The sequence below is a fragment of the Microbacterium sp. 18062 genome (assembly GCF_902706225.1).
Classification (GTDB): domain Bacteria; phylum Actinomycetota; class Actinomycetes; order Actinomycetales; family Microbacteriaceae; genus Microbacterium.
In genome coordinates, this window is record NZ_CACSKB010000053.1 from 1 (window position 1) to 25778 (window position 25778).

Consider the following 25778-nt stretch of genomic DNA (forward strand, 5'->3'; position numbering starts at 1 on the left):
CCGCTCCGGCCGCGCCGGCCGCAGCCCCGGCAGCCGCGGTCGCCCCGGCCGCGGCCTCCCCCGCGGCGCCGCCGTCGTTCCCCGCACCGCTCCCGCCCGCACCCGCAGCCGCCGCACCCACAGCCGCACCCGCAGCCGCAGCACCGGCGCGCACAGGACAGGCGGCCGAAGAACCGGCGCCGCTGACCCGCAGGGCTCGCCGCAGTGACGACGCGGGCACCCCGACGAGCACGGGCTGGGAGCTGCTCCTCCCCTCCGGCGAGAGCGTCCCGATCGCCGCGCGCACCGTCGTGCTCGGACGCAACCCGAACCCCACCGATCCGGGCGTGCAGTACCTGGCCGTCTCGGACGAGGCGCGCACGGTCTCGAAGCACCACGCGCGCCTGCAGTGGAACGGAGGAGCCTGGACGATCACGGACCTCGGCTCGACGAACGGCGTCTCGATCATCGATGCCGCCGGCACCGAGCATCCGCTCCCGGCCGACGGCACCGCATCCGTCGTGGAGCGGTTCGTGCTCGGCGACGCGGTCGTCGTTCTGCGCCGGGCCGGCACCTGACGGCGAGATCCCCGGAACGGACGGCGGATCGTCCGTCTCCCGGCGGCCCGCCGTGCCCGGCCGGATAGGCACCGGCTCAGCGCGGGGCGGGATCGTCCCCGTACAGACCGCGCCCGACGCGCTGCGGGGTCGCGGAGTCCGCGGCGCGACGCCTCGCGATGAACACGCCGATGGCCCCGATCGCGGCGAGCAGCACCAGACCGCCCAGCCCCACCGTCAGGCCGAGGAACGTCGCCTCCGCGTCGGGCGCTGGGCGGTCGACGACCCGCACGGGCTCGGCCTCCGGCGGCGCGGCCTCGGCTCCCGTCGCATCCGTGAACGGGCTCACGGGTCCTCGGATGCCGGAGCCCGGGATCAGCGAGATGGCCTCGTACGGCTGCACCACGCCCCATCCCGCCACGTCGTCGCGCGCATCGGGATCGGCCCGCACCGCCGTCGCCTCGAGCCGGTACGCCCACTGCTCCGGCGTCTCGTCGGGGTGCGCGGCGGCGACGAGGGCCGCCGCGGCCGAGACGTACGCGGCCGCGTAGCTGGTCGCCGGCTGCTCCGCCGCGTACGTGCAGTCTCCGCCCAGGTACGAGGTGGAGACGATCTCCTGGCCGAGAGCGCTGACCGCGACGTGCGGCCCGTGGATGCTGGCGTCGGTGACGACCGCATCGAGATCCGCCGCCGCGACGCCGATCGCGCCCGGGAGCCCCGCCGGGAAGCGCTCGCCGTCCGCGTCGTTCTCCTCCACGGCCTGATCGGAGTTGCGGTTGCCGGCGCTCGCCACGACGAGGCTTCCGCGTGATGCGGCGTAGGCGACGGCGTCGCGCAGGCCCTGCTGGTCCTCCGTCGTGCTCATCGAGACGTTGATGACCTGTGCGCCCTGATCCGCCGCGTACCGGATGCCGTCGGCCAGACGCGGCGTCGACGGCCCGAAGCCCGCCTCCACCTGCTGGTTCTCCACTCCGGCGTAGACGCGCACCGAGAGGATGCGCGCCTCCGGCGCGAGCCCCTCGACCGAGGAGCCCTCGATGCGGCGTGCCGCGATCTGACCGGCGATCGCGGTGCCGTGGCCGTAGACATCGGTGAAGCCCGAGCCGTCCGTGCCGTCGCCGACGAGGTTCGCGCCCCCCGCCATCGCGTCGGCGAGGTGCGGGTTCGCCGCGTTCACGCCGGAGTCGACGACCGCGACCGTGACGCCCGCGCCGCGCGTGATGCCCCACGCGAGCTCGCTCTGCATGAGGTCGAGCACCGGCACCGGCCCCTGGATGCGGGTCGCCGCGCTGCACTCCTGCGCCGTCGCGGCCTGCACCGGCGCGGCGCCCAGCGGTGCGGTGGCCAGCGATGCTGCGGTGACGGGCGAGACGCTCAGCGCGCCGAGGGCGACGCCCGCGGCGAGCGACAGCGCGGCCAGGCCCGGGAGGCGACTCATCCGGCCGGCGTCCCCGTCGTGGGCGAGAGTCCGGCCGCCCCCTCGGTGAGAGCGGGGCCGGTGCCGAACAGGTCGATCCAGACGTCGCCCGCCCGGCCGATGTCGTCGAGCTCGTACCCGAGCCGGTTCACCGTCTCCTCGGTGGCACCCGGCAGGGCGTAGGCGGTACCGGTCGCATCGACGAGCGTGACGAGCCCCGTGCTCTGGTCGCCCCGTCCCCCGGCGCGCACGAGCGCACCCGCATCCGCGTCGACGTGCACGCCGGCGGTGACCGCGTCGGCCACCGGCTGGGTCGCGAGCACGGTGCGCACCTGGGCACCGTCGTCGGCGAGGAGGGCGCACGCGCGCTCCTCGGCGTCGATCGAGCGGAACCCGTCGACGGGCCAGTCCGCGCCCCCCGCGGGCCGCGCCGTGGTCTCGAGTCCCGCGACATCGGCCTGCGAGACCTCCTCCACGCTGCCCGACCGACCGCCGCCGAGCTGATAGAGCTGCCAGGCGAGCGGGGTGAGCGCCGCGAGGGTGCCGTCTGACTGCACCAGGAAGCGATCCGACTCCGGCGTGCCCTGCAGGTGCACGACGTCGCCGGCGAGCAGATCGGTGCCCGCCACCGCGGTTCCCGCGTCCGCCACCGCGACCGGGGCGAGCGCCGTGCCCGGCGTGAACAGGTTGAGCCAGTCCGCCGGCACCTCGACCGGGTCGAGGGCCGTGATCCCGGCGGCGCGCAGGATCGCATCGCTCCCGTCGTCCCCGACCGCGTAGCTGCGCTCGCCGTCGATCACGAAGCGGTCTCCGTCGGACTCCACCACGACCGCGTTGCCGGTCACCGCACGCGCCGGGGTCTCGCCGATCCGCACGTCGAGCGCGGCGTCGTCGGCCACGCAGGCGCTCCAGCCGGCGTTCTGCAGCCGGTCCGCCGCCGGCAGGTCGTCGGGCGCGCCCACGATGCCGAGCGTCGTGCCGAGCGAGACGCCGTCGAGGTTCGCCTGATCGGTGGAGATGACCTGGAAGTCGCTCGCCGGCAGCAGCAGCCGCGCGCTCGCCGTGTTGATGACCGGATGCAGCACGCCGTCCTGCGTGATGAACCGGGCGCCGGTGTCGGTCACGACGATGAGCTTGCCGTTGTCCCAGCCCTCGGGCAGCCCCGGCCTGATGAGCCCCCAGAAGACTCCGACGAGCACGACCGCGGCGGTCAGGGCGACCGCCGCGATGACGGCGCGCAACGGCGCCGTCGGCTCGAGCTCCTTGCCCCCGGGCGCTCCGCTGACGAACGCGGTGAGCAGGCGCCGTCGGGAGAAGGTCTGCGCCTCGATGAGGTCGTTCTTGGTCGCCATCGGGTCAGGCCAGCCCGGCCGCGATCACGCCGAGCGGCAGCAGCACCGCGACGACCACGAGCTCGGCCGTGTCGGCCAGCCGCGCGAGACGCGTGCGCGCCTTCGGTGAGAGCAGCGTGATCGTGACGACGATCACCGTCGCCACCGCGATGGCCAGCATGAGCACGAGACGCAGATCGGGCTGGGCGATCGAGACCGTGAGCCCGGAGACCGCGAGGCCGGCGGTGCCGACGGCCATGATCGCGAGCACGCTGCTGCGGGCGTAGGCCTGGCGCGACGGGAACATCATGCCGAGGAACGCGAGCGTGCACAGGGCGGCACCGACCGGGCTGCTCGCCGCGACCAGAGGGGTGGCGGCGAGCACCACGATGCCGAGCGCGATGCGCAGCGCGACGAGCGTGCGCTGCCCGCGCGCGGCGCGGCGCGCGACGTCGGCGGCGTCGATCGGCACCGGGTCGTCGAAGACCTCGGCGTCGCTCTGCGGGGAGATGACCCGGATGCGGGTGGAGCTGAGCACGAGCCAGGGCAGGGATCCGCCGAGGGTCGCGACGATGCCCACCATGAGAGCGTATGCGGCCGCGTCACCGGCGGGCAGGAACGCCGTGATCGCGGCTGTGACGCCGACGACCCCGCCGACCGAGAGGGGCACGAGCTGCACCTCCGAGCGATCGGGCATGAGCGCGAGGGCGGCTCCGCCGGCGACGAGCATCGCGAGTCCGGCGGCGGCGAGCGGCCAGCCCCAGAGCGGAAGGCCCTCGGGCACGGCGAGGTACCCGGCGAGGGCGGCGAACACCGCGGCGGCGATGCCGAGCCCCTGTCCCGCCTCGAGCTGGCCGAGGCGCCCGACCACGGCGGCGACCGTGAGAAGGGCGACCGCCCCGCCGCCGGCGATCAGCGCGCCGAGCCCGAGCGAGGGGCCGGCGGCGAGGAGCAGGATCGCGCAGATCCCGAGCAGGGTGAGGCTCACCGCCAGCGCGGTGCGGGCGTTGTCCTGGGCGCTCCAGGGCTTGTTCTGCCGCCCCGTCGCGTCGATCACGGCCTCGACGATGTCGTCGTACACGCGTGGCTGGGCCAGCAGCCCCCCGCGGGCGAGCGTCAGCACCTCGCCGTCCTCGACGCCCTGCGTCGCCGCCCCCTGGGCGACGTCGAGCACCGTGCCGTCGGCCTTCTGCAGCGCGTAGCCCGCGTAGGTCATGGTCGGGTCGAGCACGCCGAGGCTCCGGGCGAAGCCGGGCAGGAACTCGATCAACGGCACCTGGGCCGGCACGCCGATGTCGAGGCGGCGGCCCTCGCTCTGCACCGAGATGCGCAACAGCGCCCGCGGCGCGCTCATCGTCTGGGCCACAGTGCGGTCTTCCCCTCGGCGTCGTCCATGGTGCGGTCGGATTCGCGCGGTCAGTCTACTGTCCGCCGTCGGGGCGGAGACGACTCCTGTGCTCGCCCTGCGGACGCATCGCACGCCAGTGTGAGAGAAGTCTCATTCCCAGAGGGGGTCAAGAGGTTGCGCGTGGCCCTCCGGGTTGCTTAGCGTTCAGGTGGCAGGTTGTCATGTGCTTCTTCCGAATGGAGCGTGGCCGGCCGGATGCAACGCTTACCGATCAATGAAGGGGGATGTCGTGGCAGATCAGATCTCCGCTGAAGAGGGCGCGCTCAAGCGCGGTGCCCAGGCAGTGAACACGGCGAAGGCCGGAATCGACACGCAGGTCAAGAAGGTCCGCGGCGAGATCGAGCAGGTCTCCGGCTTCTGGACCGGCGCCGCGTCGGGCGCGTACACGCAGCTCATGCAGCGCTGGAACCAGGAGACCACCAAGCTCAACGACGTGCTGATCACGCTGGAGGAGGCCCTCGCGGGCACCGAGCGCGACCAGGCCGCGTCGGAGGAGTCGCACCAGCAGACCATCTCCGGTCTGTCGTCGTTGATGGGGTCCTGAGGCCTCGCGGTCCGGGAATCAGGGGAAAGGTTTCGATATGCAGTCGATGTCAGTTCGTCCGGAGCAGGTCATCGCCCTCGCTCAGCAGATCCGTGCCGGTGCCGGCGGGATCAAGTCGGAGCTCGAGCAGCTCGAGTCCGAGGTCGGCAAGCTCCGCTCCTCGTGGAACGGTGAGGCGCAGAACGCGTACGACGATGCGCAGCGCAAGTGGACGCAGTCGCTCGTCGCGCTGAACACGCTGCTGGAGCAGATCTCCTCCAAGACCGAGGAGATCTCCCAGGGCTACGTGTCCACCGACAAGTCGGCCGCGGGACGCTTCGCGCTCTGAGACACCATGCACCCGCTGCGGGCCGGCGGTCGCGATGCACCCGCATCCGGCCCCCGGCCCGCAGCCACTCCACAGACACGGGGGAACCATCATGAGCTTCGCCGGATTGATCGGCTTCCAACTCGATCAGCTCATGCAGAACATCGCACGACTGCAGGAGCAGGCGGCCGTGCTGCCGGAACGATCCGAGATCGTCCAGGTCGACGGTGCGGCCGATGAGCCCGCTCAGCGGTCCTTCCGCGGGGATCTCATCAAGGTCGCCGGGCAGCTCGCCTTGGAGACCCAGAAAGTGCGCAAGTTCGTCGAGAACAACGCGGAGGCGTTCGAGCGGGCCGCCGCCGCGATGCAGGACACGGATGGCGCGGAGTCGCTGACCGCCCGCCGGGCCGACGCCTTCGTTCAGGGCATCGTCGCGGATCCACCGACGACCGGCTCGAGCTCCTCGAGTTCCTCAAAGCCCGACGACGCATGGTGAGCGCCGGCCATCATGCGCGGATCCGCCTCACCACCCGTCTCAGTGCGACCGTCGGCGCGCTCGGCCTCGTTCTGCTCACCGCGTCGCCCGCGGTGGCGGCGACCGCGGAGGACGATGGCCAGTGGTGGTACGGCGCGTACGGGGTCGAGCAGGTGCACGCCGAGGGATGGACGGGCAAGGGCGTGAAGATCGCCGTCATCGACTCGCAGATCAACCCCGACCTGCCCGTTTTCCAGGGCGCCGACCTCACGATCGCCCCGGGCTCCGGCTGCGCGGGGAGCGAGCCCACCACAGACCAGGTCACCGACAACGCCCGGCACGGCTCGACCGTCACGGCCCTGCTGATCGGCAACGGCACCGGAGCGGGCGCCATCCGCGGCATCGTCCCGGAGGCATCGGTGACCTACTACGGACTCGGGTCGCTCTCGGACTGCACGGAGACCGCCGAGGCCGAAGAGGCGGGGCTGTCGGCGAAAGTGTGGCTCATCAAACGCGCCCTCGACGACGGCGCCGACATCATCAGCATCTCGCAGGGCGGCGGCAACACGACCTACGAGGACGGCAGCGTCATCGCCGAGGCGATCGTGCGCAAGGTGCCGATCGTCGCCGCCGTGCAGAACGACACCGATCAAGGGGCCTTCATCCCGAGCTCCTACCGCGGGGTCGTCGCGGTGAACGGCGTCGACCGCGACCGTCAGTTCCTCACCGACAGCTGGGGCCTGCCCAACGCGCAGCTCGAGACGACCGTCGTCGCTCCTGGGATCCCGTTCTCCTCGATCGGCGCGCCCGACGGCACCTGGGACGATTCGGGCCTCAGCGGAGGCTCCTCCCTCGCCACGCCCCTGGTCGCCGGCATCCTCGTCGCCACGGCACAGAAGTACCCCGACGCGACCGGCAACCAGCTCATCCAGTCCCTGATCCACAACACCGGCACCGAGGACCACGAGCTCGAATACGACCCCGAGGACGGCTACGGCTACGGCGTCGCCTCCCTGAACCACGTCCTCAGCAAGGATCCGACCGTCTACGACGACGCCAACCCGCTGCTCGACAAGACCGTGTACCCGATTCCCGATCAGGAACAGCTCGACGCGGCGGAGGCAGCACTCGCCACCGCGACGCCCGAGCCTTCCGAGACCGTGTCCGACCCGCCGGCCGCCGATGCCGGAAGCGGGATCCTCACCGTGGTGATCGCGGTCGCCGTGGTGATCCTCATCGTCGTCGTCGCCGCGGTGGTCCTCACCATCGTGCTCGTCAGAAGAAGTCATCGTCAGAATCGAGAGGCACAGCCATGAGTGAGTGGGAGCAGCGTCTGCGCAACCTCGCGGAGGGCACCGAGTGGAAGCTTCCTGCGCTCGGCCAGGTGAAGACCTCCCTGGAGCAGCTACGCGCCCTGATGAACCAGGTGTCGAGCGACACCGGGCTCACCGGGCAGACCGACACCGCCGCGGTCGACGATATCCAGTCGGCGAAGAATCAGGTGCAGTCGCTCATCGACTACCTGGAGCACGATCTGCCCGACGCGATCACGGTGGCCAACGACAGGCGCGCCGAGGCCCAGCAGCAGCTCGCCGGCCTCGGCGCCGGCGGGTTGTCGGCGGACCAGGAGCGAGTCATCCGCACCGCGGCGGTCGGATCGACGGTGTTCCTCGGCGGCTTCTCCATCATCGCCGGCGAGGGCGCCATCGCGGGCGCGAACTGGTTCATGGGCTCACAGCGCGAGAACCAGGCGAAGCAGGCCGTGGAGACGCTCAGCACGCGACTCGACGACGACGGCAGCAACCTGCCCGGCCCGCCCAGTCTGGACTTGTCCCTGGACATTCCCACCCCGCAGCCCGGCGGTGACGACGACGGATCCGACTTCCCCACGGGCGGACGGCCCTCCGGGCCCAGCTTTCAGCAGTACCCGGACTTCAATGTGGATCCGCGGGAAGTGCCCCCACAGGAGGAGCTGGTCGGGTTCGAGCCGGACACGCCCCGGCAGCCGCCGGAGGTGTGGCGGCCGCCCATCACCTCGCCGAACGATCCGCCGCCGATCGTGTTTCCGACTCCGGACGGTCCGGTGACCATCATCCCGACTCCGGATGGCCCGATCACGGGCATCGACCGTGTCCCGGGTATCGGCACGATCCCCGGCGGCGGCGGCGGCGGAGGCGGGGGCGGCCTCGGCGGTATCGGAGGCGGAGGCGGAGGCGGCCTGACGAGCGGTCTGGTCGCGGGCGGCGGCGGCGCTGCGGCGCTGGGCGGACTCGGCCGTGCGGCCGGCGGAGGCGGTGTCGGCGGACTCGGCCGCATCGGCGGCGCCGGCGTCGGCGCAGGCGGCGCGGGCCGTACGGGCGGTCTCGCCGGCGGCCTCGGCGGAGCGGGCCGGACCGGTGGTCTGGCCGGCGGTGTCGGCGGCGGCGGAAGCGTCGCCGGCGGCGCAGGTCGGACGGCCGGCGCAGGTCGCACCGGCGGTCTCGCCGGAGGCGGGGTCGGCGGCCAGGGCGGCACGAAGGGCGGCGGCGGTCGCGGCGGCAGCAGTCTGAAGGCGAACGCGGGCGGTGCGGCGGGTCGCGGCGTCTCGGGCACCCGTGGCGGCACGGGTGCCGGCGGCGCGGGCGCGGCGAACGGAGCAGGTGCGCGCGGGGGCGGCACGGCCGCGGGCGGCGGTGCGCCACGGGGCGCGGGAGACCGGTCGGAGAAGAAGGGCCGGGGTCTCGGGGGCCCCATCGCCCCGAAGCTGGACGACGATGCCGAGTTCGGTCCCCGCTCCGAGGCCGCCGGGTCCGGGGGAAGGGACTGACATGATGCAGGAACCACGGATCATGCAAGAGGACCGGATGAAGGGGAACGTCGATGAGTGAGCAGATCTCCGCAACCGAGGGCGCGCTGCTGCGCGGCGCGGAGGCGGTGTCGGGCGCGCATCTCGACATCACCGACAGCACCCGCCGGGTGCAGGCCGAGCTCGACCAGATCCAGGCGATCTGGTCCGGAGACGCGTCCCGCTCCTACGCGGATCTGGTGAACACCTGGACCACCGGCGCCCGCCGCATCAACGACACGCTCGTGCACCTCGAAGAGGCGCTGCGCCGCACCGAGCGCGACCAGGCCGCGATCGAGGACCAGCACCGGTCCACGATCGGCGGGCTCGGCGCCCTGATGGGAGGCGAGTGACCATGGCAGACCTGAGCGTCTCCCCCGCAGCGCTGTCCGCCTCCGCCGCCGAGCTGCGCCGCGAGAGCCAGCGCATCGAAGCGGCCCTGCGCAGTCTCGAGCAGGAGGCCAACCGCCTCCGCGGCTCCTGGGACGGCGCCGCCCGCGTCGCCTACGACAACGCCCAGCGCCAGTGGTCGGCGACGTTCGAGCACATGAAGACCGTCCTGGCCAGCATCGCCACCGCCACCGCCCAGATCTCCGAGAACTACGTCGAGACCGACCGCAAGTCCGCCAAGCTCTTCCGCCGCTGAGGCCGGCGACCGACTGACGAGACGGTGTCCGCGCGCCGAGACGCCGGGGTTCTCCCCTGTCCTCGGCGCGCACGCGCCGTCTCGCGGGCGGGGCCCCGGGCGATACGCTGGGCGGACCGCGACCACATCTCCCCGGGGACGGAAACCATGACCAGCGCAGACCACCGCGCGGCGCAGCGCGCTGCCGCGCGAGACGATCGCCGACGCCCGGTCGGCGGGGGTCGCTGACCGGTGGCGGTCGAGGTCACCGAGCGCCGGCGTATCGCGATCGTCGACGGCGCCGATCGGCACGATCTGCTCATCCCTCTCGACGCGACGCTGAACGACGCGCTCCGCATCCTCGGCATCCGCCCCGAGGTCGGCCGCGACGTCCTCATGGAACGCGACGGACGCGAGGTGAGCCCGCTCGCGCGGGTCGAGGACCTCGCCGACGGCACCGTGCTCGCGGTCGTGGACCTCTCCCAGCGCATCACCGCACGCGGCCGACGGAAACGGAGAAGCGCGGAGACCGCCTCCGACGCACCCGGCGCCTGGTGGACGATCGCGGGCGTCGGCGTGGTGCTCTCGGCCGTGTCGCTGTTCGCCCCCGACGCGTTCGATCCGGGCGTCCGGGTCGCCGTCGGGCTCCTCGCGGGCCTCGGCGCCGTCCTCTCCGGCCTGCTCTTCTCGGCGCGGGCACGGTCCGCCCGCCCCGGCGGCCACCCCGCGATCATCGGCGTCCTGCTGCTCGCGTTCGCCGCGGGAGTCACCCTCGTGCCTGCCCTCCCCGCCGCGACCACCACGCTCGCGGTCTTCGTCGGGCTCGTGTCGGCGGCGGTCCTCGCCGCACTCCTGCGGCTCATCGGCCGCCCGGCGGCCCTGCACGCCGAGTTCGGCGCGAGCACCACGATCCTGCTGACGCTCGCGACCGTCTGGGCGCTCGCGCTCCTCCTCCACCTCGACGCGATCGCCCCGGCGGCCGCGACCCTCGGCCTCGTCCCCGTGGCGCTGCGCATCCTGCTCTCCAGCCTGGTCGACGTGCCGCCCGGGATGTTCGTCGACTACGAGCGCTACCAGACGACGCGCTGGAGCGTCCGGCAGACCCTGCCCGACGAGATCACCTCGATCGCCGCATCCGACGCGCGCGACCTCGTCGCCCGGTCGACCGGGCGGCTCATCGCCGGCACCTTCATCCTCTGCGTCGCCGCCGCCGTCTGCGCGCCCCTGGCGTTCCCGTCGTTCGACTCCGCCGACCCGATCGTGATGTCCGGGCGGATCGCGCTGGCGGCGACCACCGTGCTCGCGCTCCTGCTCGGCGCACGCCGGGCCTCCGTGCCGTTCCTGCGCTGGATGCCGCGGGCCGCCGCCGGGACGATCATCGCCGCCGCCGTGCTCGCGGCGGTCCGCGACACCGGGCCCCTGACGATGACGATCCTCGCCGGGATCTGCCTCGCGGTCGGCGCCGCGACCGCGTTCGCGGTGATCCCGGCCGCCCGCGGCGCGCAGTCGCTCTTCTGGTCGCGGTTCGGCGACGCGTTCGAGTGGATCGCCATCGCCCTGTCCCTTCCCGCGGGCCTGCTGGCGGCGGATGCCATCGACATCCTGCGTGGAATGATGAACTCATGAGCCTGCCGCCGCAGTTCACCGGGCAGCCCGCGAGCGTCGGAGCACGGCTGGCGGCGTTCAGCATCGACGTCGCGATCGTCGTCGCCCTCGTCGGCATCGTCTGGATCACGACGGCCTCACCGGTCTTCGGCCTCCTCGTCGGCGCCGAGGCGGTGCTGGCGCTCTGGGTCCTGCAGGCGCGCACGGGCCTCGGCCCCGGCAAGGCGCTCCTCGGCCTGCGCGTCGCGCGCATCGACGCCCCGTACTCCCCCGGCGCCGGACGCTCGTTCGTGCGCGGCTCGCTCGTCGCCCTCGGCGGTCTCGTGTTCGCCGCGGGCGCCTGGGTCGTGCAGGGCTCGGCCGCCGGCGACCGGTCCGGGCTCCGCCGGTCGTGGGCCGATCGCGCCGCGCAGACCGTCGTGATCGCGGTGCCGCGCAGGCCCGCCGCAGAGCGCGGCCGGGCCGGACGGCGGGGATCCGCATCCGACGTCATGTCGCTCCCGACACCCACGATCGTCGCCCGGCCGTGGTCGCCCGCGCCCGTGCCCGCAGCCCAGGGCCGCGGCGCCGCGCCCACGCCCGCGCCGGAGCCGCCCGCCGTTCCCGTCGCGCAGCCGTGGGGCACCCCGATGCCGGCGGCACCGGCCGCCGCACCCGCACCCGATGCGGACAGCACGGGGCAGCCGACCGGTCGCCCGACCGGTGCCGTCCCCCTCGCGTCCGACGCCGCCTCCTCGGACGACGCCCTGCCGGCGGGCGAGCTGCTGCTCGTCTTCGACACCGGGCAGCGCGCCCAGCTGCCGATCCCGGTCGCCGTGAACCTGGGCCGCAACCCCGAGCGCACCGAGGCCGCCGACGCGGTGCTGGTCGTGCGCGACCCGGACTCGAGCGTGTCGAAGACCCACCTGCGCCTCGAGCACGACCGCTCGGGCACCTGGGTCACCGACGCGGGATCGACCAACGGCACCGACCTCGTCGACGACGAGGGCGAGGCCCGCCCCCTGGCTCCGCACGCCCGTACGTACGTCGATGACGACACACGCGTGCGCATCGGCAACCGCATGTTCACCGTCAGCCGGCTGATCGGAGACCCCTCGTGAGCAAGGGCCCACGCCTGGCGCCGCCGTCCGTGCCGAGCGGACGGATCGTCGTGCAGCCGCCGCCCGAGCTCGTGCCGAACGAGGGCGGGAGCAGCATGCTCACCTCGCTCCTTCCGATGCTCGGCAGCGTCGGCGCGATCGTGATGGTGACGATCTCGAACGCGGGCCCCACCGGCTTCATCACCGGCGGCATGTTCCTGCTCTCCTCCCTCGGCTTCGTCGCGGTGAACGGATGGCGCCAGCGCGCGCAGCGCAACGCCCAGGTGCTCGGCAACCGGCGGGAATACCTCGCCTACCTCGGCGAGCTGCGCGAGACCGTGCGCACCGCCGCCCGCAAGCAGCGCCGCCACGGCGGATGGATCACGCCCGCACCGTCGTCGCTGCCCTACATCGCCGAGGAGCGCACCCGCGTCTGGGAGCGTCAGCCCGGCGACGAGAACTTCCTGCTCACCCGCATCGGCACCGCCGACCAGCCCCTGTGCATCAGCCTCGAGGCGCCGGAGCTCCCGCCCCTCGCACAGCTCGACCCGGTCGCCGCATCCGCCGCCCACCGCTTCATGCTCACGCACGAGATGCAGCCGGCCCTGCCCTTCGGCGTCGTCCTCAGCGACTACGCGAAGATCGAGATCGTCGGCTCCGACGAGGACGCCGTGCGGGCCCTCGCGCGGGCGATGGTCGTCGGCGCCGCCACCCTGCACGATCCCGAGGACCTCGTCGTCGCCATCCTCGCCGGCGACGCGCAGCAGCCCGCCTGGGAGTGGGTGAAGTGGCTGCCGCACGCGCTCTCGACCCGGGTCAGCGACAAGCTGGGCCCCGCGCGCCTCATCGCGTCCTCGCTCGACGACCTCGAGGAGCTCCTCCCGGCAGGCCTTCGCGAGCGCCCGAGGTTCGGCCGCGGCGGAGGCGCCCTCCCGCACATCTTGCTGATCGTCGACGGTGTGCGCCTGCCGATCGGCGACCCGGTCGTCGGCGGCGACGGCATGCTGGGCGTCACCGTCATCGACCTGCCGAGCCGGTGGGCCGAGCTCGAGAACCCCGACGTGCTGCGCATCGCGCTGCCGGCGGCGGATGCGGCAGAGCGTCACGCCGAGCTGATCGATCTCACCGTCGGGTCGCGCGAGTTCACGGCCGACACGACCTCGATCGCGGAGGCCGAGGCCACGGCGCGCCGTCTCATGCCGCTGCACACCAACCCGACCGCGCTCGCGGACGCCACGTCGGCCCTCCAGGGACAGCGCGAGCTCGTCGAGCTCCTCGGGCTCCCCGACGTCCGCGAGATCGACTTCGACCGCGCCTGGTCGGGACGGCTCGAACGCGACCGGCTGCGCGTGCCGATCGGCCAGGACACCGACGGGGCGCCGCTCGTGCTCGACCTCAAGGAGGCCGCGCAGCAGGGCATGGGCCCGCACGGCGTGATGATCGGCGCCACCGGGTCGGGCAAGTCCGAGGTGCTTCGCACGCTCGTGCTGGCGCTCGCGCTCACGCACTCCCCCGAACAGCTGAACTTCGTTCTCGTCGACTTCAAGGGCGGCGCGACCTTCGCGGGGATGGCGGGGATGCCGCACGTCTCCGCGATCATCACGAACCTGGGCAGCGAGCTCGCCCTCGTCGACCGATTCCAGGACGCCCTGCAGGGCGAGATCGTACGCCGGCAGGAGCTGCTGCGCGCCAGCGGCAACTTCGCGAACGTGTCGGACTATGAGAAGGCCCGCAGGGGCGGCCGCACCGACCTCGAGCCTCTGCCCGCGCTGCTGATCGTCGCCGACGAGTTCTCCGAGCTCCTGGCCGCCAAGCCCGAGTTCGTCGAGAGCTTCATCAACATCGGCCGCGTCGGCCGCTCGCTGCAGGTGCATCTCCTCCTCGCCTCGCAGCGGCTGGAGGAGGGCAAGCTCCGCGGTCTCGACACCTACCTCTCCTACCGCATCGGCCTCCGCACGTTCTCGGCGGCCGAGTCCCGCACCATCATCGGCACGCCCGACGCCTACACGCTGCCTCAGGAGCCGGGTGTCGGCTATCTGAAGGCCGACACCGACAACCTGGTGCAGTTCAAGGCCGCCTACGTGTCGGGGACGCCGAAGACGAAGATCCGCGGCGGCGGCTCCTCCAGCACGGCGGAGGCCACCGACTACACCGCCCAGATCGAGTTGTTCACGGCCGCGGCGCAGCCGCTCGAACCGGTCGAGGAGTCGTCGGAGCCGGTGCGCGGCGACGTCTCCCAGCCGAAGGAGGAGCGCTCGACGTTCCAGATCGCGGTCGAGCGGATGGCGGGGCGCGGACCGGAGGCGCACCAGGTCTGGCTGCCGCCGTTGACCGATCCCTCCCCGCTCGACGAGCTCATGCCCGATCTCGCGGAGGACCCGGCACTGGGCCTCGTCTCCGCGGGGTGGCGCGCGGCTGGCGCCCTCACCGTCCCGCTCGGCATCGTCGACGTACCGCTCGAGCAGCGCCGCGAACGCCTCGTCGTCTCGCTCGGCGGCGCGGCCGGCCACGTCGCGATCGTCGGCAGCCCCCTCAGCGGCAAATCGACAATGGCCCGCACCCTCGTCTCGGCGCTCGCCCTCACCGCGAACCCGCTCGAGCTGCAGTTCTACGTGCTCGACTTCGGCGGCGGCAGCTTCACCGGCATGCAGCGGCATCCGCACGTCGCCGGCGTCGCGACCCGCACAGAGGCCGAGGCGGTGCGTCGCACGGTCGCCGAGGTCGAGTCCATCATCGACGAGCGCGAGAGATTCTTCCGCCAGAACGGGATCGACGGGATCGACACCTACCGGCTGCGCCGCAGCCAGGGCGTCGTCGACGACGGATACGGCGACGTCTTCCTGGTGGTCGACGGCTGGGCGACGCTGCGCACCGAGTACGAGGCGCTCGAGACCCGCGTGCAGACGATCGCCGCACGGGGCCTCAGCTTCGGGGTGCACGTGATCGTCACCGCGAACCGCTGGCTCGAGATCCGCGCGAGCCTGAAGGATCTCATCCAGACCCGCCTCGAGCTGCGGCTGGGCGACCCCACCGACTCGGAGATCGACCGCAAGCAGGCCGCGAACGTGCCCGCCGGTCACCCCGGTCGCGGCCTCAGCGCGAAGCGCCTGCAGATGCTGGCGGCGCTGCCGCGCATCGACGGATCGAGCGACGCCGCCGCGCTCGTCGACGGCGTGGAGCACATGATCGCCCGCGTGACGGCGGCGTGGCAGGGCCCCGCGGGTCCGAAGCTGCGCCTGCTCCCCGAGCACATCGAGCTCGAGGCGGTCCGCGGCCAGGCCGGCGCGGCCGATCGGCGCGTCCTCCTCGGCGTCGACGAGGCGCAGCTCGCACCGTTCGGGATCGACCCGCGCAAGGAGCCGCACCTGTTCCTCTACGGCGACTCGGGCACCGGGAAGTCGTCGTTCCTGCGCGGGCTCACACAGGAGATCATGCGCCTGTACGGCCCGAGCGAGGCGAAGATCTTCGCGGTGGACTACCGGCGCTCTCTCCTCGGCGAGATCCCCTCGGAGTACCTCGGCGCCTACCTCACCTCCCACGAGCCCGCCACGAGCGGCCTGGCCGAGCTCTCGGCGTTCTTCTCGGGCCGCATCCCCGGCCCCGACGTCACGCCGGAGCAGCTTCGTGAGCGCAGCTGGTGGAAGGGCGCGGAGGGCTTCGTGATCGTCGACGACTACGACCTCGTCGCCACGAGCCAGGGGAACCCGCTCGCCGTCCTGCAGCCGCTCCTGGCTCAGGCGGGCGACGTCGGCCTGCACGTGATCATCACGCGACGCACCGGTGGCGCGAGCCGCGCCGCGTACGACCCGATCATTCAGCGCTTCACCGATCTCGGCGTCACCGGCATCCTGCTCGGCGGAAGCCCCGAGGAGGGGCCGCTCATCGGTCGTGTGAAGGCCGTGCCGTCGGCGCCCGGTCGCGCGCAGATCGTCAGCCGCGAGCACGGCCTGGTAGCGGCGCAGCTGGCGTTCTCCCCGCCGCGGATGCAGTGAGGAACACCCGATCCGCGACGCTCCTATCGTCTGTCTGGTCCGGTGGCGTGACGGTAGTCGTGAACGACGATTCTCCACCGCCTGCGAAGGTCAGGACGAAGCGCAGGCCCACCGGCGAGCCGTCAGCGGTGGCTCGGCTGGTGACACCGAGGCGGTGAGACCCTCCCGTCAGTCGATGACGGTCAGGATGCCGTCGGCGTCGTCCACGCTTCCGACGCTGTCGAACGACGTCGTCAGGATACGCCGCAGCACCGCCTCGTCCACCGCGCCGAGGTCGCTCACGTAGAGGCATCCGACCCCCGTGCTGTGGGGACCGAGCACCGCCAGGTCCGCGGCGTGCGCGTCGATGCCGTCGAGCAGGTAGAGCGTGCACGCACGCTTGCGCGGGGCGAAGCCGACGATCGGCGAGTCCCCCTCGGCACCGGTCGGGTAGCGATAATGGCATGCTCCGAACCCGATGATCCCGCCCGACCACAGCTCGGGCTCTCGGCCGGTGACGTCGGCGAGAAGCGCGGCGAGCCGTTCGGCGTCCCGCCGGCGGGCGGCGGGGGTCACCTGGGCGATGGTTGCGGCGACGTCGCCGCCCGTGCGATGCATACTGCCAGTGTGGCAGCCCGCTAGGCGTCGGCGGGACGGCGCAGGCGCAGGGACGGCGGGGCGGGCCAGGAAAGCTCGTACCGGGTCACGGGCACGTCGATCGCACCGAAGTCGTCCGTCTGCACGACGACCCGATCCGGGGTGACCTCCACGAGCTTCACGCGCAGCGGGTCCGCGCCGGGCCGATCCAGCATCCAGACGTCCGCGAGCCAGCCGATGCCCTTCGCCTCCAGCACCGCCTCGGCGGCCAGCCACTCCTGCGCCGCACCGGCGTCCCGTCCGAGCAGATCGACCGGCACCCACAGGTCTCCCACGGGCCGGATCCATCCGATGAGCTCCCGATCCGCGCGCCGGTACGGAGTCCAGTCCGCGGCCAGGGTCATGACGCACACTCTACGATGAGGCCGCGCAGTCGTGCTTCGACGAGTTGTCCACAATCTGCCGCTTTCCCGTCGCACCGGTGCCCCGGGCCCTAATCTGGGCAGGGGTGCCCGGCTCCGTGACGGACGCGGACGGAGACCCACCGCTATCGCGCGAAGGCTGCGCGCAACGCGTCGCTTGCGAGCGGAAGAGGAAGGATGCCGAGCTCATGGCAGATCTGTCGGTTTCCGGGGAGGGGCTGGAGCACCTGCGCGACTCGCTCGCCCAGGCCAGTCGTGAGATCGGCGAGGACCTCGCCACGCTCGACGAGAAGGTCTCGAACCTTCGTTCCGAATGGTCGGGCGAGGCGTCAGACGCCTACGATCGCGCCCAGCGCCAGTGGACGGCGAACCTGCAGGAGCTGAACCGCATCCTGCGCGAGTACTCGGACCGGATCGTCGACATCGACGCCCGATACCGCGAGGCCAGCCGCACGATCGAGGGGAAGATCTGGAGATGACGACGACATGTCCGGGGAGCGGGCGATGAGCGGCGACGCGCCCGACGGGCTGGCCCGGGTCGCGGACGAGGTCGCCGGGCTGCGGCACGCCCTCGCGAAGATGCGCGACGAGTGGCCCGAGGGCCGGGAGTTCGAGGGCGAGGACGCATCGGGAGCGCTCGGCGTCACGCTGTCCGCGGACGGAGACGTCGTCGACGTGCGACTCGCCTCCGACTGGAGCCGGCGCATCGAGCCGCGCGAGCTGGCCCGGGCGATCAACCAGGCGTCCGGGCAGGCCTCCCTGCGCATCGCCGAGGTGTGGTTGGAGAACGCCCAGCCGAACGAGATCGATCTCGGACCCCGGCACGTCGACCCGCCCCGGCCGACGCTCCACGAGTACCGCACCCGCTTTCCCCCGCCGGAGTCGCTGGACGACCTGACCGAGAAGTTCGACCTCGCCGCCGCCGCGCGTGCCGAGTACCGGCGGTATCGGGCGGCAGCGGACGGCCTGTCCCGGCACGACCGTTTCACCAGCCCCGGCAGGCTCTTCCAGGTCGTCCGCAGTCGGGCCAACCTGCTCGTCCTCGAGGCGGAGCCCGACGCGCTGACGTTCCGCTCCTCCGAGGAGGTCGCCCGGGACATCCTCGCCGCGCTCGACGAGGTGCGCCGACGCGACGCCGACGACCAGAGGCGGCTGTCCGAGGAGTTCCCCGCCCTGACGGAACTGCGCGAGCGGAATGCGCGGCGACTCGCCGCGTTGACCGGACGACACACAGAGGAAGGCTGATCATGAGCGACGAACTGGACTTCTCGGTCGTCCTGGACGATTTCGTCACGGATGCCGCCAAGTGGCGGGAGATCGGCACGGTCGTCGACGGCGCCCGCTCGACAGCGGCCGGCGTCGAGACCGTGCCCATGATGGTGACCGACGGGATCTCGTACGCGGCGGGCTTCCGCGAGCAGTACAACACGCTCGCGAGCTGGACGGTCGAGTACCTCAAGAGCGGGCGCGACGCGATGGAGGAGATCGCCGGCGCGCTGGAGGACACGCGCACCGAGTACCTCGCCAGCGACGAGTACGCCCAGTGGAAGTCGCAGAATCCGGGCTGATCCGGACGGCCGACGACCCCGTACAGACGAGACGAGGAGCGCGACGATGGTCAGCGAAGCGGAGTTCAACGAGAACGTCCAGGACATCGACGACAAGACGACGGAGATGAACGACGGGATCAACAAGTGCATCGACAAGTTCAACAACAACGACTGGGGCATGTGCGCCGACGATGATCTGATCGAGAAGATCGGCGGCGCGATGGACCGCATGCAGCAGGTCTTCGGCGACCTCGCCATCGAGCTGGGACAGCTCGCGTCGCCGGGCTGGCCCTTCTGGTTCCTCGAGTCGAAGGACTCGTGGCTGACCGTGAAGTCGGAGCTCTCCGGCCAGCTCGTCTACGTGCAGAGCGCATCCGCGTCGTCGTTCCCGGCCTCTCAGTCGTGGGTCGGCCGCGAGGGAGCCGTCTACCGGGACATGCCGGGCGTGCAGGCCGACGCGATCAGCGGAGTGGTCGGGTATGCGGGCTCGTTCGCGACCCATCTCGGTGACCACGGGCTGCAGATCATCGACCTCTGGGTCGATCTCGCCATGGCCTTCATCGACTACGCGCAGCTCGTCGCGACGAGCGTCGGCAACTTCCTCAGCGCCGACCCGACGAAGTGGCTGAACATCGTCGACGAGATCATCACGACCATCAGCAACCTGGTCGACTTCGTCCAGGGCATCGTCGTGCTCGTCAAGGACAAGTGGGTGCAGACGAAGAGCCAGATGTTCACGCTCGAGAACGAGCTCGCCGATCTCTCCGGCAGCGTCGCCGGCAAGTGGCCGACCATCGCCCTCCTGTCGTGAGCCGCGTTCGCGCCGTCCTGATGTGCGCCGCCGCCGTGCTCGCGGTGTCGCTGACGGCATGCGCACCGCCGGGCGGCGCAGCGGACGCCGGCGACGCCGAGGAGACGCTCACCACGTTCCTGCGCGCTCTCGCGGACGGCGAGCTGCCCACCGCGTTCTCCCTGTCGACCGCGGCGGCATCCGACTTCGCCTGCACGGGCATGATCGACCAGGAGCAGCCCGCCCCGTCGATCGCCGCCCCGGAGATCCGATCGATCGCCGTCGACGGAGATCGGGCGTCCGCCGAGGTCGCGTACCGGACTCCCGCCGAGCAGGTCGACGATGTCGACCTCGAGCGGGTCGGCGGGCAGTGGCGCGTCGTCATCCCGGATTCCTGGCGGCTCGACGTCGGCTTCGACGCCCCCGTCGTCGCCGAGCTGACCATCGACGACGACTGCCGCGTGCCGGTCGAGGACGCCCACGTCCAGGCGCTCGCCTGGCCGGGGAACTACCGCGTCGCCGTGAGCGACCCGACCGGAGTGCTGGAGCGGCCGGAGCAGTTCCTCTACGCGGTGCCCGGCGGCGGCGTCACCGGCATCGACGGCGACGCGACTGCCCTTCCGGCCGTCCCGGAGATCGCGCTCTCGACGCTGGGCGCCCGGATGGCTCCCCTGCTCGAGCAGGCGTTCGCCGCCTGCGTCGACGCCGCGTTCGCGGGATCCACCTGCCCGGCCGGGCTCACGGGCGCGGCGCCGGCCCCGGGTGCGCAGCCCTCCACCGACTACCTGTTCATCGAGCGCGTCTGGACCGACGATGCCCGGACGTGGCGGTTCGAGACGCGACCCGGCAGCGTCGAGGTCGTCCGCGACGGTCAGACCACGAGCGCGGAGTTCCGGTTCACCGGCACGCTCGGCACCGACTCCGCGGGCGCGCTCACGCTCGGGCTCGACGCGGGCTGAGCGCTAACGACGGTTCACGAGCAGATACCCGCGAACGGGATCGAAGCCGCCGATGACGAGGCCCGCTGCGAGATGCCCCTGCAGCTGCTCCCGCACGGTGTGCCGCCAGGTCGCGGCCTCCACGGGCGCCTCCCGCCGCACGGCCTCGATGTCGGCCGGCACCGCCACCACCGCGACGACCTGGTCGGGCCGCGGAGGCGCGGCGGACGCCGACGCGAGCTCCCAGGAGACCAGGATGCGGTCGGTCTCGTCTCCGCGGTTGACCCCGTCGTCCATCGGACCGTACTGGTTCACGAGGTACTCGACGGCTCTCGTGCCCAGCACCGTCAGGTTGACGTGGGCGTTGCGCGCCACGAGCGGATCGAAGGTCCAGGTGATCCGGCCCACTCCGCGCGCCAGCGCCCACTCCTGCTGATGCCGCTTCAGCAGCGTTCCGAGCCCGTGCCCGCGGAACTCGCCGAGCACGCCCGTGATGTGGGAGTGCATCGAGCGCGCGGCGGGTTCGGCGAAGAACGCCACCGAGGCGCCCACCATCCGCTCGCCGACGAAGAGCCCCGCCGTGTACTCTCCCGCGGAGGAGAGGGCGCGCAGAAGGTTCGGCGGCATCCCGGAGCGGTCCCCGTCCCACACCTGCGACAGGACGTCGGAGGCCGTGAACGCGTCGTCGACGGACTCGAGCATGCGGATGCCGGGGACGCTCATGCGTCCAGTCTCGCACCGCAGCTGCCCGCCGCGCCGGGTCACGGCGAGAGGATGACGCGCGACGGCTCAGGAGTCCTTGCGGCGGGTCTCGACCTTCTTCTTGACGAACAGCATCGGCAGCAGCAGCGTCGCGAGCGCGGTGACGAGCCACACGATCACGGGCGCGAGGATCCACGTGAGCACGACGGGCGCACCGATCGTGATGCCGATGCCGGGGATCGCCGCGACGACGATCAGCGCGATGAGGGTCGCGAAGATCCCGATCCCGCCCAGCAGCGCCGGTGCGTTGCGGCGCGCGACGGAGGCGATCCAGGGGGACAGAATGCTCTGGATGACGGCGAAGATGACGATCGTGAGGAGGAACCCCCACCATCTGCTCCAGTCGATCCGGAAGCCGGGAAGCAGGAGCGCCGCGGCGATCAGCCCGACCGCTGCCGACGCGAGGAAGATGAGCGTCCGCTGGAGGAACATGATCATGCGGCGAGCATAGCGGCGCCGTCCAAGCCCGCGATCATGCCCGTCCTCCGTCGTCACCCCCTTCGGGATGATGACGACGATGCGCGTGAGCGCGGCGGTAACAGGGCGGCGTGCATGAAGCGAGCACACGCGCGATCTCGACGGCGCTGAGCGCGGTTCTCCGGGCAGGAAAGGCCCGCACGGGTCGCTTCGGGTCGTGGCTCGGCCGTGACATCGCGGTGCTCCGGATCTCGGTCGCGGCGGCCGCGGCCGCGATCGGTGCAGCATGCGCCATCCGGCGTTCAGCCGCGGGTGGTGACGTGCTCGGCGAACAGGCCCGGCCACGCCATGACGCCGTAGGGGCTGCGCGCCACGACGAGGCGTCCGGCGGGGATGAGCTCGCGGAGCGTCCGCGCGGTCTTCAGCGGATGCGTGCGGTCGCCGGTCCAGGCGAGCACGAGCGTCGGCACATCGATGCGGGAGATCCTCTTGGGCTTCGGCAGATCGGTGCCGGCGGCGCCGCGCAGCACGGTGGGAAGCAGCTCGGGCGGCACGGCGGGGCGGGTCTCCGGAGCGTCGGCGAGCGCGGGCGGCACCGGGGCGGTGTCGCCGAGCTCGAGGAGTGCGGCGATCCCGCCCCGCTCGACCAGGTCGGCGTTCGCGCGATACAGATCCCCCTGAGCGCGCCGACGCTTCCACGCGGTCGGCGGCGTGACGAGGGTGAGGGTCGCGAACCGACGCGCGTCGGCGACGGCGGCGTGCAGAAGCGTGCCGGTTCCCATCGAGGGCCCGACGCCGTGCACGCTCTCGCCGGGGGCGACCCGGTCCAGGAGCGCGAGCAGGTCCTCGGCGAGGGCGCCCCAGCCGTAGTCCTTCTCGCGGTCGGTGCCGGTGGAGCGTCCGTGCGCCCGCGCGTCGTAGCGCAGCACGCGGTGTCCGCGCAGGGCCCGTCCGAGGTCGAGCCCGAGCTGCGCGTCGCGCGCACGGCTCGAGGTGAGACCGTGCAGCTGCACCACGAGCGGGCCGTCGTCCCCGGTGATGTCGTAGTCGAGGGTCGCGCCGCGCACCTGCAAGCCGGGCATCGCCCCTCCCCGTCCTCATCGCGACATCTGCGCCCCCTAGACTACGACGCCATGCGCTTGACGAACGTCGCCCGCCTGTCCCTGCCGTCGGGGCGACTGCACAGCTACGCCGTGGACGTCCGGCGCACCGACCGTCCGCTGCCGGTCTCGTTCGACCAGGGGCGGCACGTGGGCCAGGGGGATCGGGCCGGATCGTGGATGGCGATCTCGTTCCGGGTGCCGGGGGCCGCGCACGACGAGGTGGCGGCCGCCTGGGACGCCGTCGTCGCCCGGCATGGCACGCTTCGCACCGTCTTCGTCGAGGACGACGGCGTACGGCTCTACGAGGGCGACGCGTCGCCCGGTCGCTGGCGGCAGCATCCGGTGGGCGACACGGTCGCGGCCGCGGTGCGCGAGGTCTTCGACGCGGAGTGCCGGCCGTACTCGCCGGGGTCGTACCGGCTGTGCGTCGTCGACCCCGACGAGGGCGAGCCGGTCGTGCTGATCGGCGCCGACCACGCGCACGTCGACATGTGGTCGCTGCTCGTGCTCGGCCGCGACCTCGGCACCGCGATCGCACAGGTGCGGGACGGCACGACACCCGCCCTGGCGCCGGCCGAGCCGTTCGCCGCGCACACCGCCCTGCTCGAACGGATGCCGCCGGCACCGTCCGAGGTCGGCGCGACCTGGGAGCGCCTGCTCGCCGCGGAGGGCGGCGTCATGCCGCGGTTCCCCCTGCCGCTCGGGGATGTCTCGGAGCCTCGGCCGGAGGTGGTCGAGGTGCGCGACGTGCTCGACGCCGAGGGCGTCGTGCATCTCACCCGGGTCGCGGAGGCCGCCGGCGTCCGGGTGACCGCCGTGGCTCTCGGCGTGCTCACCGACGTGTCGCTGCGGCTCGCCGGCGCCCCCCTCCGGGCGGTCTTCCCCGTGCACAGCCGGGACGACAAGCGCTGGTGGGACGCGGTGGGATGGTTCATCACCAACGCCGTGATCGAATGCACCGACCCCGATCCCCGTGCCTGTGCGGCCGACGTCAAGCGGGCGCTGCAGCTCGGGTCGTTCCCGCTCGCGCCGATCTTCGCGCCCTACGGCGGCATGCCCGACGCGCCCGGCATGTTCGCCGTGTCGTGGCTCGACACCCGGCGGCTGCCGGTGGAGGTTCCGGCGGACGCGGACCCGCACTGGATCTCGGCGGTGATCCGCACCGACGGCGTCATGATCTGGTTCGTGGTGAACGACACCGGTCTGCACCTGCGCTGCCGGTATCCGGACACCCCCGAGGCGCGCGCCTCGGTCGGCACCTGGCTCACCGCCGTGCACGACGGCCTGCGCGCCGCCGCCACCCCTCCTCCGCGGTGACGCGGAGGTCCCCCAGGAGGGGTCCCCGCGCACTCCTGGACGGTGCGCGCCCGACGGCCGCTGACGCCGATAGCCTGAACCGATGGGCAATCGCGACGAGGACAGACGCAGGCGACTCACGCGAATGCCCTCGCAGGGCGCGATCGTCGCCGTGCTGGCGGTCGCGGGGCTGGCCGCGTCGTTCATGTTCACGCTCGTCGTGCCGATCCAGGCGAAGCTGCCCGAGCTGCTGAACGCGAGCCGGGACGACACGGCGTGGGTGATCACCGCCACACTCCTCGCCTCGGCCGTCGTCACCCCCATCGCCGGCCGGCTCGGCGACATGTACGGCAAGCGCCGGATCGTCCTGGTGCTGCTCGCGGTGCTCGTGCTCGGCTCGGTCGTCTCGGCACTGTCGCAGGACATCGTCACGCTCATCGTCGGCCGCGCGCTGCAGGGAGCGGTCGCCGGCGTCATCCCGCTCGGGATCTCCATCCTGCGCGACGTCCTGCACGAGAAACGCGTGGATTCGGCGATCGCGCTGATCAGCGCGACGCTCGGTGTCGGAGGCGCGCTGGGGTTGCCGATCAGCGCGCTCGTGACCGAGAACGCCGACTGGCACATGCTGTTCTGGTTCGCCGCGGGACTGGGCACGATCGTCTTCGTGCTGGTGCTGTGGATCGTGCCGGTGAGCGTGCTGCGCACCGCCGGTCGCTTCGACTACATCGGGGCCGCGGGCCTCGCCGTGGGGCTCGTCGGCGTGCTGCTGGCGGTGTCCCGCGGAAACGAGTGGGGGTGGACCTCGCCCGCCGTGCTCGTCTGCGGTCTCGGCGGCCTCGGTGTGCTCGGCCTCTGGGGCTGGTACGAGCTGCGCGCGTCGAACCCGCTGCTCGATCTGCGCATCGCCGCGCGGCCCGCCGTGCTCCTCACCAACATCGCGTCGGTGGCGATGGGGTTCGGCCTGTTCGCCTCGAACGTCGTCTACCCGCAGATCCTCGAGCTGCCCGCCGCCACCGGCGCGGGGTTCGGGCTGTCGCTGGTGTCCGCATCCCTCATCGTCATGCCCTCGGGGCTCGTGATGATGGTGCTCTCACCGTTCTCCGGAAGACTGGCGCAGACCGTGGGACCGAAGCTGCTGCTCGTCTTCGGCGCGAGCGCGCTGATCCTCGCGTACGGGTTCACCCTGCTGTTCTCCAGCGAGGTGTGGCACATCCTCATCGCGAACATCCTCATCGGCGCGGGCATCGGCTTCGGCTACGCCGCGATGCCGATGCTCATCATGCGCTCGGTGCCGCAATCCGAGACCGGCGCCTCGAACGGGCTCAACGCGCTCTGCCGCTCCCTCGGCACATCGACGGCCGCCGCCGTGATCGGCGCGGTGCTCGCCTCGCACACGAGCCTGCACGAAGGGGTGCCGACCCCGACCGGCGAGGCGTTCACGATCTCGTTCGTGCTGGGCGGGGCGGTCGCGGTCGCCGCCCTCGCCGTGGCCCTGTGCATCCCGAGCCGCCGCGACCCGCACGAGGCGCATCCATCGCTGCCCGACTGAGACCCGGCCGGTCTGCGCCCCCGCCCGAGGCCCGGCCCGAACCGCGAGACTGCACGCGGGGTGCCGGGACGGGAAGGCCGGAAAACAGCTCTTGTCAGCATTCTCCCAGGGGAGTATCGTGTGGTCTGACCACAAAGAGAACAACCAGGAGCCGACGAGGCCCCCATCCCCAGGAGGACAATCATGACCGCCACCGCGGTGCACCCCACCGCGGTGGCGGTCATGATTGTCC

Annotated in this window: 26 protein-coding genes; 18 read left to right on the plus strand and 8 right to left on the minus strand. The window is 72.4% G+C overall.

Going from position 1 to position 25778, the window contains the following annotated elements:
- Positions 1-557 (plus strand): FHA domain-containing protein (locus GVL03_RS15880; protein ID WP_159501982.1); only part of this gene is annotated, 557 nt, incomplete at its 5' end.
- 76 nt (positions 558-633) lie between these two features.
- Here the strand turns inward: GVL03_RS15880 and GVL03_RS15885 are convergent.
- The 3 genes from GVL03_RS15885 to eccD are packed head-to-tail and all read right to left on the minus strand — an operon-like array spanning position 634 to position 4650.
- Positions 634-1974: a S8 family serine peptidase gene (locus GVL03_RS15885; protein ID WP_159501983.1), complete on the minus strand. Its 1341-nt coding sequence runs from the start codon at positions 1972-1974 to the stop codon at positions 634-636.
- Positions 1971-3305: a type VII secretion protein EccB gene (eccB, locus tag GVL03_RS15890; RefSeq protein WP_159501984.1), complete on the minus strand. Its 1335-nt coding sequence runs from the start codon at positions 3303-3305 to the stop codon at positions 1971-1973. Before eccB ends, GVL03_RS15885 begins: the two co-directional genes overlap by 4 nt.
- 4 nt (positions 3306-3309) lie before the next feature.
- On the minus strand, positions 3310-4650 hold the full coding sequence (eccD, locus tag GVL03_RS15895; protein WP_159501985.1) for a type VII secretion integral membrane protein EccD: 1341 nt from the start codon (positions 4648-4650) through the stop codon (positions 3310-3312).
- 271 nt (positions 4651-4921) lie between these two features.
- Here eccD and GVL03_RS15900 point away from each other — a divergent pair, with 271 nt between their 5' ends.
- From GVL03_RS15900 to eccCa, 10 genes are all read left to right on the plus strand, one after another.
- On the plus strand, positions 4922-5236 hold the full coding sequence (locus tag GVL03_RS15900; protein ID WP_159501986.1) for a WXG100 family type VII secretion target: 315 nt from the start codon (positions 4922-4924) through the stop codon (positions 5234-5236).
- Positions 5237-5282: 46 nt separating this feature from the next.
- On the plus strand, positions 5283-5564 hold the full coding sequence (locus tag GVL03_RS15905; RefSeq protein ID WP_159501987.1) for a WXG100 family type VII secretion target: 282 nt from the start codon (positions 5283-5285) through the stop codon (positions 5562-5564).
- 91 nt (positions 5565-5655) lie between these two features.
- A complete protein-coding gene (locus tag GVL03_RS15910; RefSeq protein WP_159501988.1) occupies positions 5656-6039 on the plus strand; it encodes a hypothetical protein in 384 nt (127 codons plus the stop codon).
- On the plus strand, positions 6033-7334 hold the full coding sequence (locus tag GVL03_RS15915) for a S8 family serine peptidase (protein WP_159501989.1): 1302 nt from the start codon (positions 6033-6035) through the stop codon (positions 7332-7334). Before GVL03_RS15910 ends, GVL03_RS15915 begins: the two co-directional genes overlap by 7 nt.
- The gene (locus GVL03_RS15920) at positions 7331-8824 is read left to right on the plus strand and encodes a hypothetical protein (RefSeq protein ID WP_159501990.1); all 1494 of its coding nucleotides are present in this window, start codon (positions 7331-7333) and stop codon (positions 8822-8824) included. Before GVL03_RS15915 ends, GVL03_RS15920 begins: the two co-directional genes overlap by 4 nt.
- A gap of 53 nt (positions 8825-8877) precedes the next feature.
- Complete coding sequence (locus tag GVL03_RS15925; protein WP_159501991.1) at positions 8878-9195, plus strand: WXG100 family type VII secretion target; 318 nt, start codon at positions 8878-8880, stop codon at positions 9193-9195.
- Positions 9196-9197: 2 nt separating this feature from the next.
- Positions 9198-9488, plus strand: coding sequence for a WXG100 family type VII secretion target (locus GVL03_RS15930; protein WP_159501992.1), 291 nt, complete (start codon positions 9198-9200; stop codon positions 9486-9488).
- A gap of 231 nt (positions 9489-9719) precedes the next feature.
- Entirely contained in the window at positions 9720-11093 is a 1374-nt protein-coding gene (locus GVL03_RS15935) for a hypothetical protein (RefSeq protein WP_159501993.1), read from the plus strand.
- Entirely contained in the window at positions 11090-12172 is a 1083-nt protein-coding gene (locus tag GVL03_RS15940) for an RDD family protein (RefSeq protein ID WP_159501994.1), read from the plus strand. The genes GVL03_RS15935 and GVL03_RS15940 overlap by 4 nt, the downstream gene beginning before the upstream one ends.
- Entirely contained in the window at positions 12169-16143 is a 3975-nt protein-coding gene (gene eccCa / locus GVL03_RS15945) for a type VII secretion protein EccCa (RefSeq protein ID WP_159501995.1), read from the plus strand. The genes GVL03_RS15940 and eccCa overlap by 4 nt, the downstream gene beginning before the upstream one ends.
- A gap of 168 nt (positions 16144-16311) precedes the next feature.
- Here the strand turns inward: eccCa and GVL03_RS15950 are convergent, their stop codons facing one another.
- Both GVL03_RS15950 and GVL03_RS15955 read right to left on the minus strand, forming a co-directional pair.
- Positions 16312-16740: a DUF1801 domain-containing protein gene (locus GVL03_RS15950; RefSeq protein WP_159501996.1), complete on the minus strand. Its 429-nt coding sequence runs from the start codon at positions 16738-16740 to the stop codon at positions 16312-16314.
- 20 nt (positions 16741-16760) lie between these two features.
- Positions 16761-17123 (minus strand): hypothetical protein, encoded by a 363-nt coding sequence (locus GVL03_RS15955; protein WP_159501997.1) that lies wholly within the window; start codon positions 17121-17123, stop codon positions 16761-16763.
- 206 nt (positions 17124-17329) lie between these two features.
- On the opposite strand from GVL03_RS15955, the gene GVL03_RS15960 reads away from it, so the two are divergent.
- Genes GVL03_RS15960 through GVL03_RS15980 form a run of 5 tightly spaced genes read left to right on the plus strand, consistent with a single transcriptional unit; the run spans position 17330 to position 20440 of the window.
- On the plus strand, positions 17330-17620 hold the full coding sequence (locus GVL03_RS15960) for a WXG100 family type VII secretion target (protein WP_159501998.1): 291 nt from the start codon (positions 17330-17332) through the stop codon (positions 17618-17620).
- Between the two features lie 25 nt (positions 17621-17645).
- Positions 17646-18386 (plus strand): hypothetical protein, encoded by a 741-nt coding sequence (locus GVL03_RS15965; protein ID WP_159501999.1) that lies wholly within the window; start codon positions 17646-17648, stop codon positions 18384-18386.
- A 2-nt stretch (positions 18387-18388) separates the two neighbouring features.
- On the plus strand, positions 18389-18709 hold the full coding sequence (locus GVL03_RS15970; RefSeq protein ID WP_159502000.1) for a hypothetical protein: 321 nt from the start codon (positions 18389-18391) through the stop codon (positions 18707-18709).
- A gap of 46 nt (positions 18710-18755) precedes the next feature.
- Positions 18756-19502 carry a hypothetical protein gene (locus GVL03_RS15975; protein WP_159502001.1) on the plus strand — a complete coding sequence of 249 codons (747 nt, stop codon included), beginning with the start codon at positions 18756-18758 and terminating at the stop codon, positions 19500-19502.
- Positions 19499-20440 (plus strand): hypothetical protein, encoded by a 942-nt coding sequence (locus GVL03_RS15980; RefSeq protein WP_159502002.1) that lies wholly within the window; start codon positions 19499-19501, stop codon positions 20438-20440. Before GVL03_RS15975 ends, GVL03_RS15980 begins: the two co-directional genes overlap by 4 nt.
- Before the next feature lie 3 nt (positions 20441-20443).
- On the opposite strand, the gene GVL03_RS15985 is transcribed toward GVL03_RS15980, so the two are convergent.
- The 3 genes from GVL03_RS15985 to GVL03_RS15995 all read right to left on the minus strand — a co-directional run bounded on the left by GVL03_RS15985 (position 20444) and on the right by GVL03_RS15995 (position 22680).
- The gene (locus GVL03_RS15985) at positions 20444-21142 is read right to left on the minus strand and encodes a GNAT family N-acetyltransferase (RefSeq protein WP_159502003.1); all 699 of its coding nucleotides are present in this window, start codon (positions 21140-21142) and stop codon (positions 20444-20446) included.
- A 66-nt stretch (positions 21143-21208) separates the two neighbouring features.
- Complete coding sequence (locus GVL03_RS15990; RefSeq protein ID WP_159502004.1) at positions 21209-21619, minus strand: hypothetical protein; 411 nt, start codon at positions 21617-21619, stop codon at positions 21209-21211.
- A gap of 281 nt (positions 21620-21900) precedes the next feature.
- Complete coding sequence (locus GVL03_RS15995) at positions 21901-22680, minus strand: alpha/beta fold hydrolase (protein ID WP_159502005.1); 780 nt, start codon at positions 22678-22680, stop codon at positions 21901-21903.
- A gap of 51 nt (positions 22681-22731) precedes the next feature.
- On the opposite strand from GVL03_RS15995, the gene GVL03_RS16000 reads away from it, so the two are divergent.
- Entirely contained in the window at positions 22732-24018 is a 1287-nt protein-coding gene (locus GVL03_RS16000) for a condensation domain-containing protein (protein ID WP_159502006.1), read from the plus strand.
- Between the two features lie 124 nt (positions 24019-24142).
- Complete coding sequence (locus GVL03_RS16005; RefSeq protein ID WP_159502007.1) at positions 24143-25546, plus strand: MFS transporter; 1404 nt, start codon at positions 24143-24145, stop codon at positions 25544-25546.
- Positions 25547-25778: the final 232 nt, after the last annotated feature.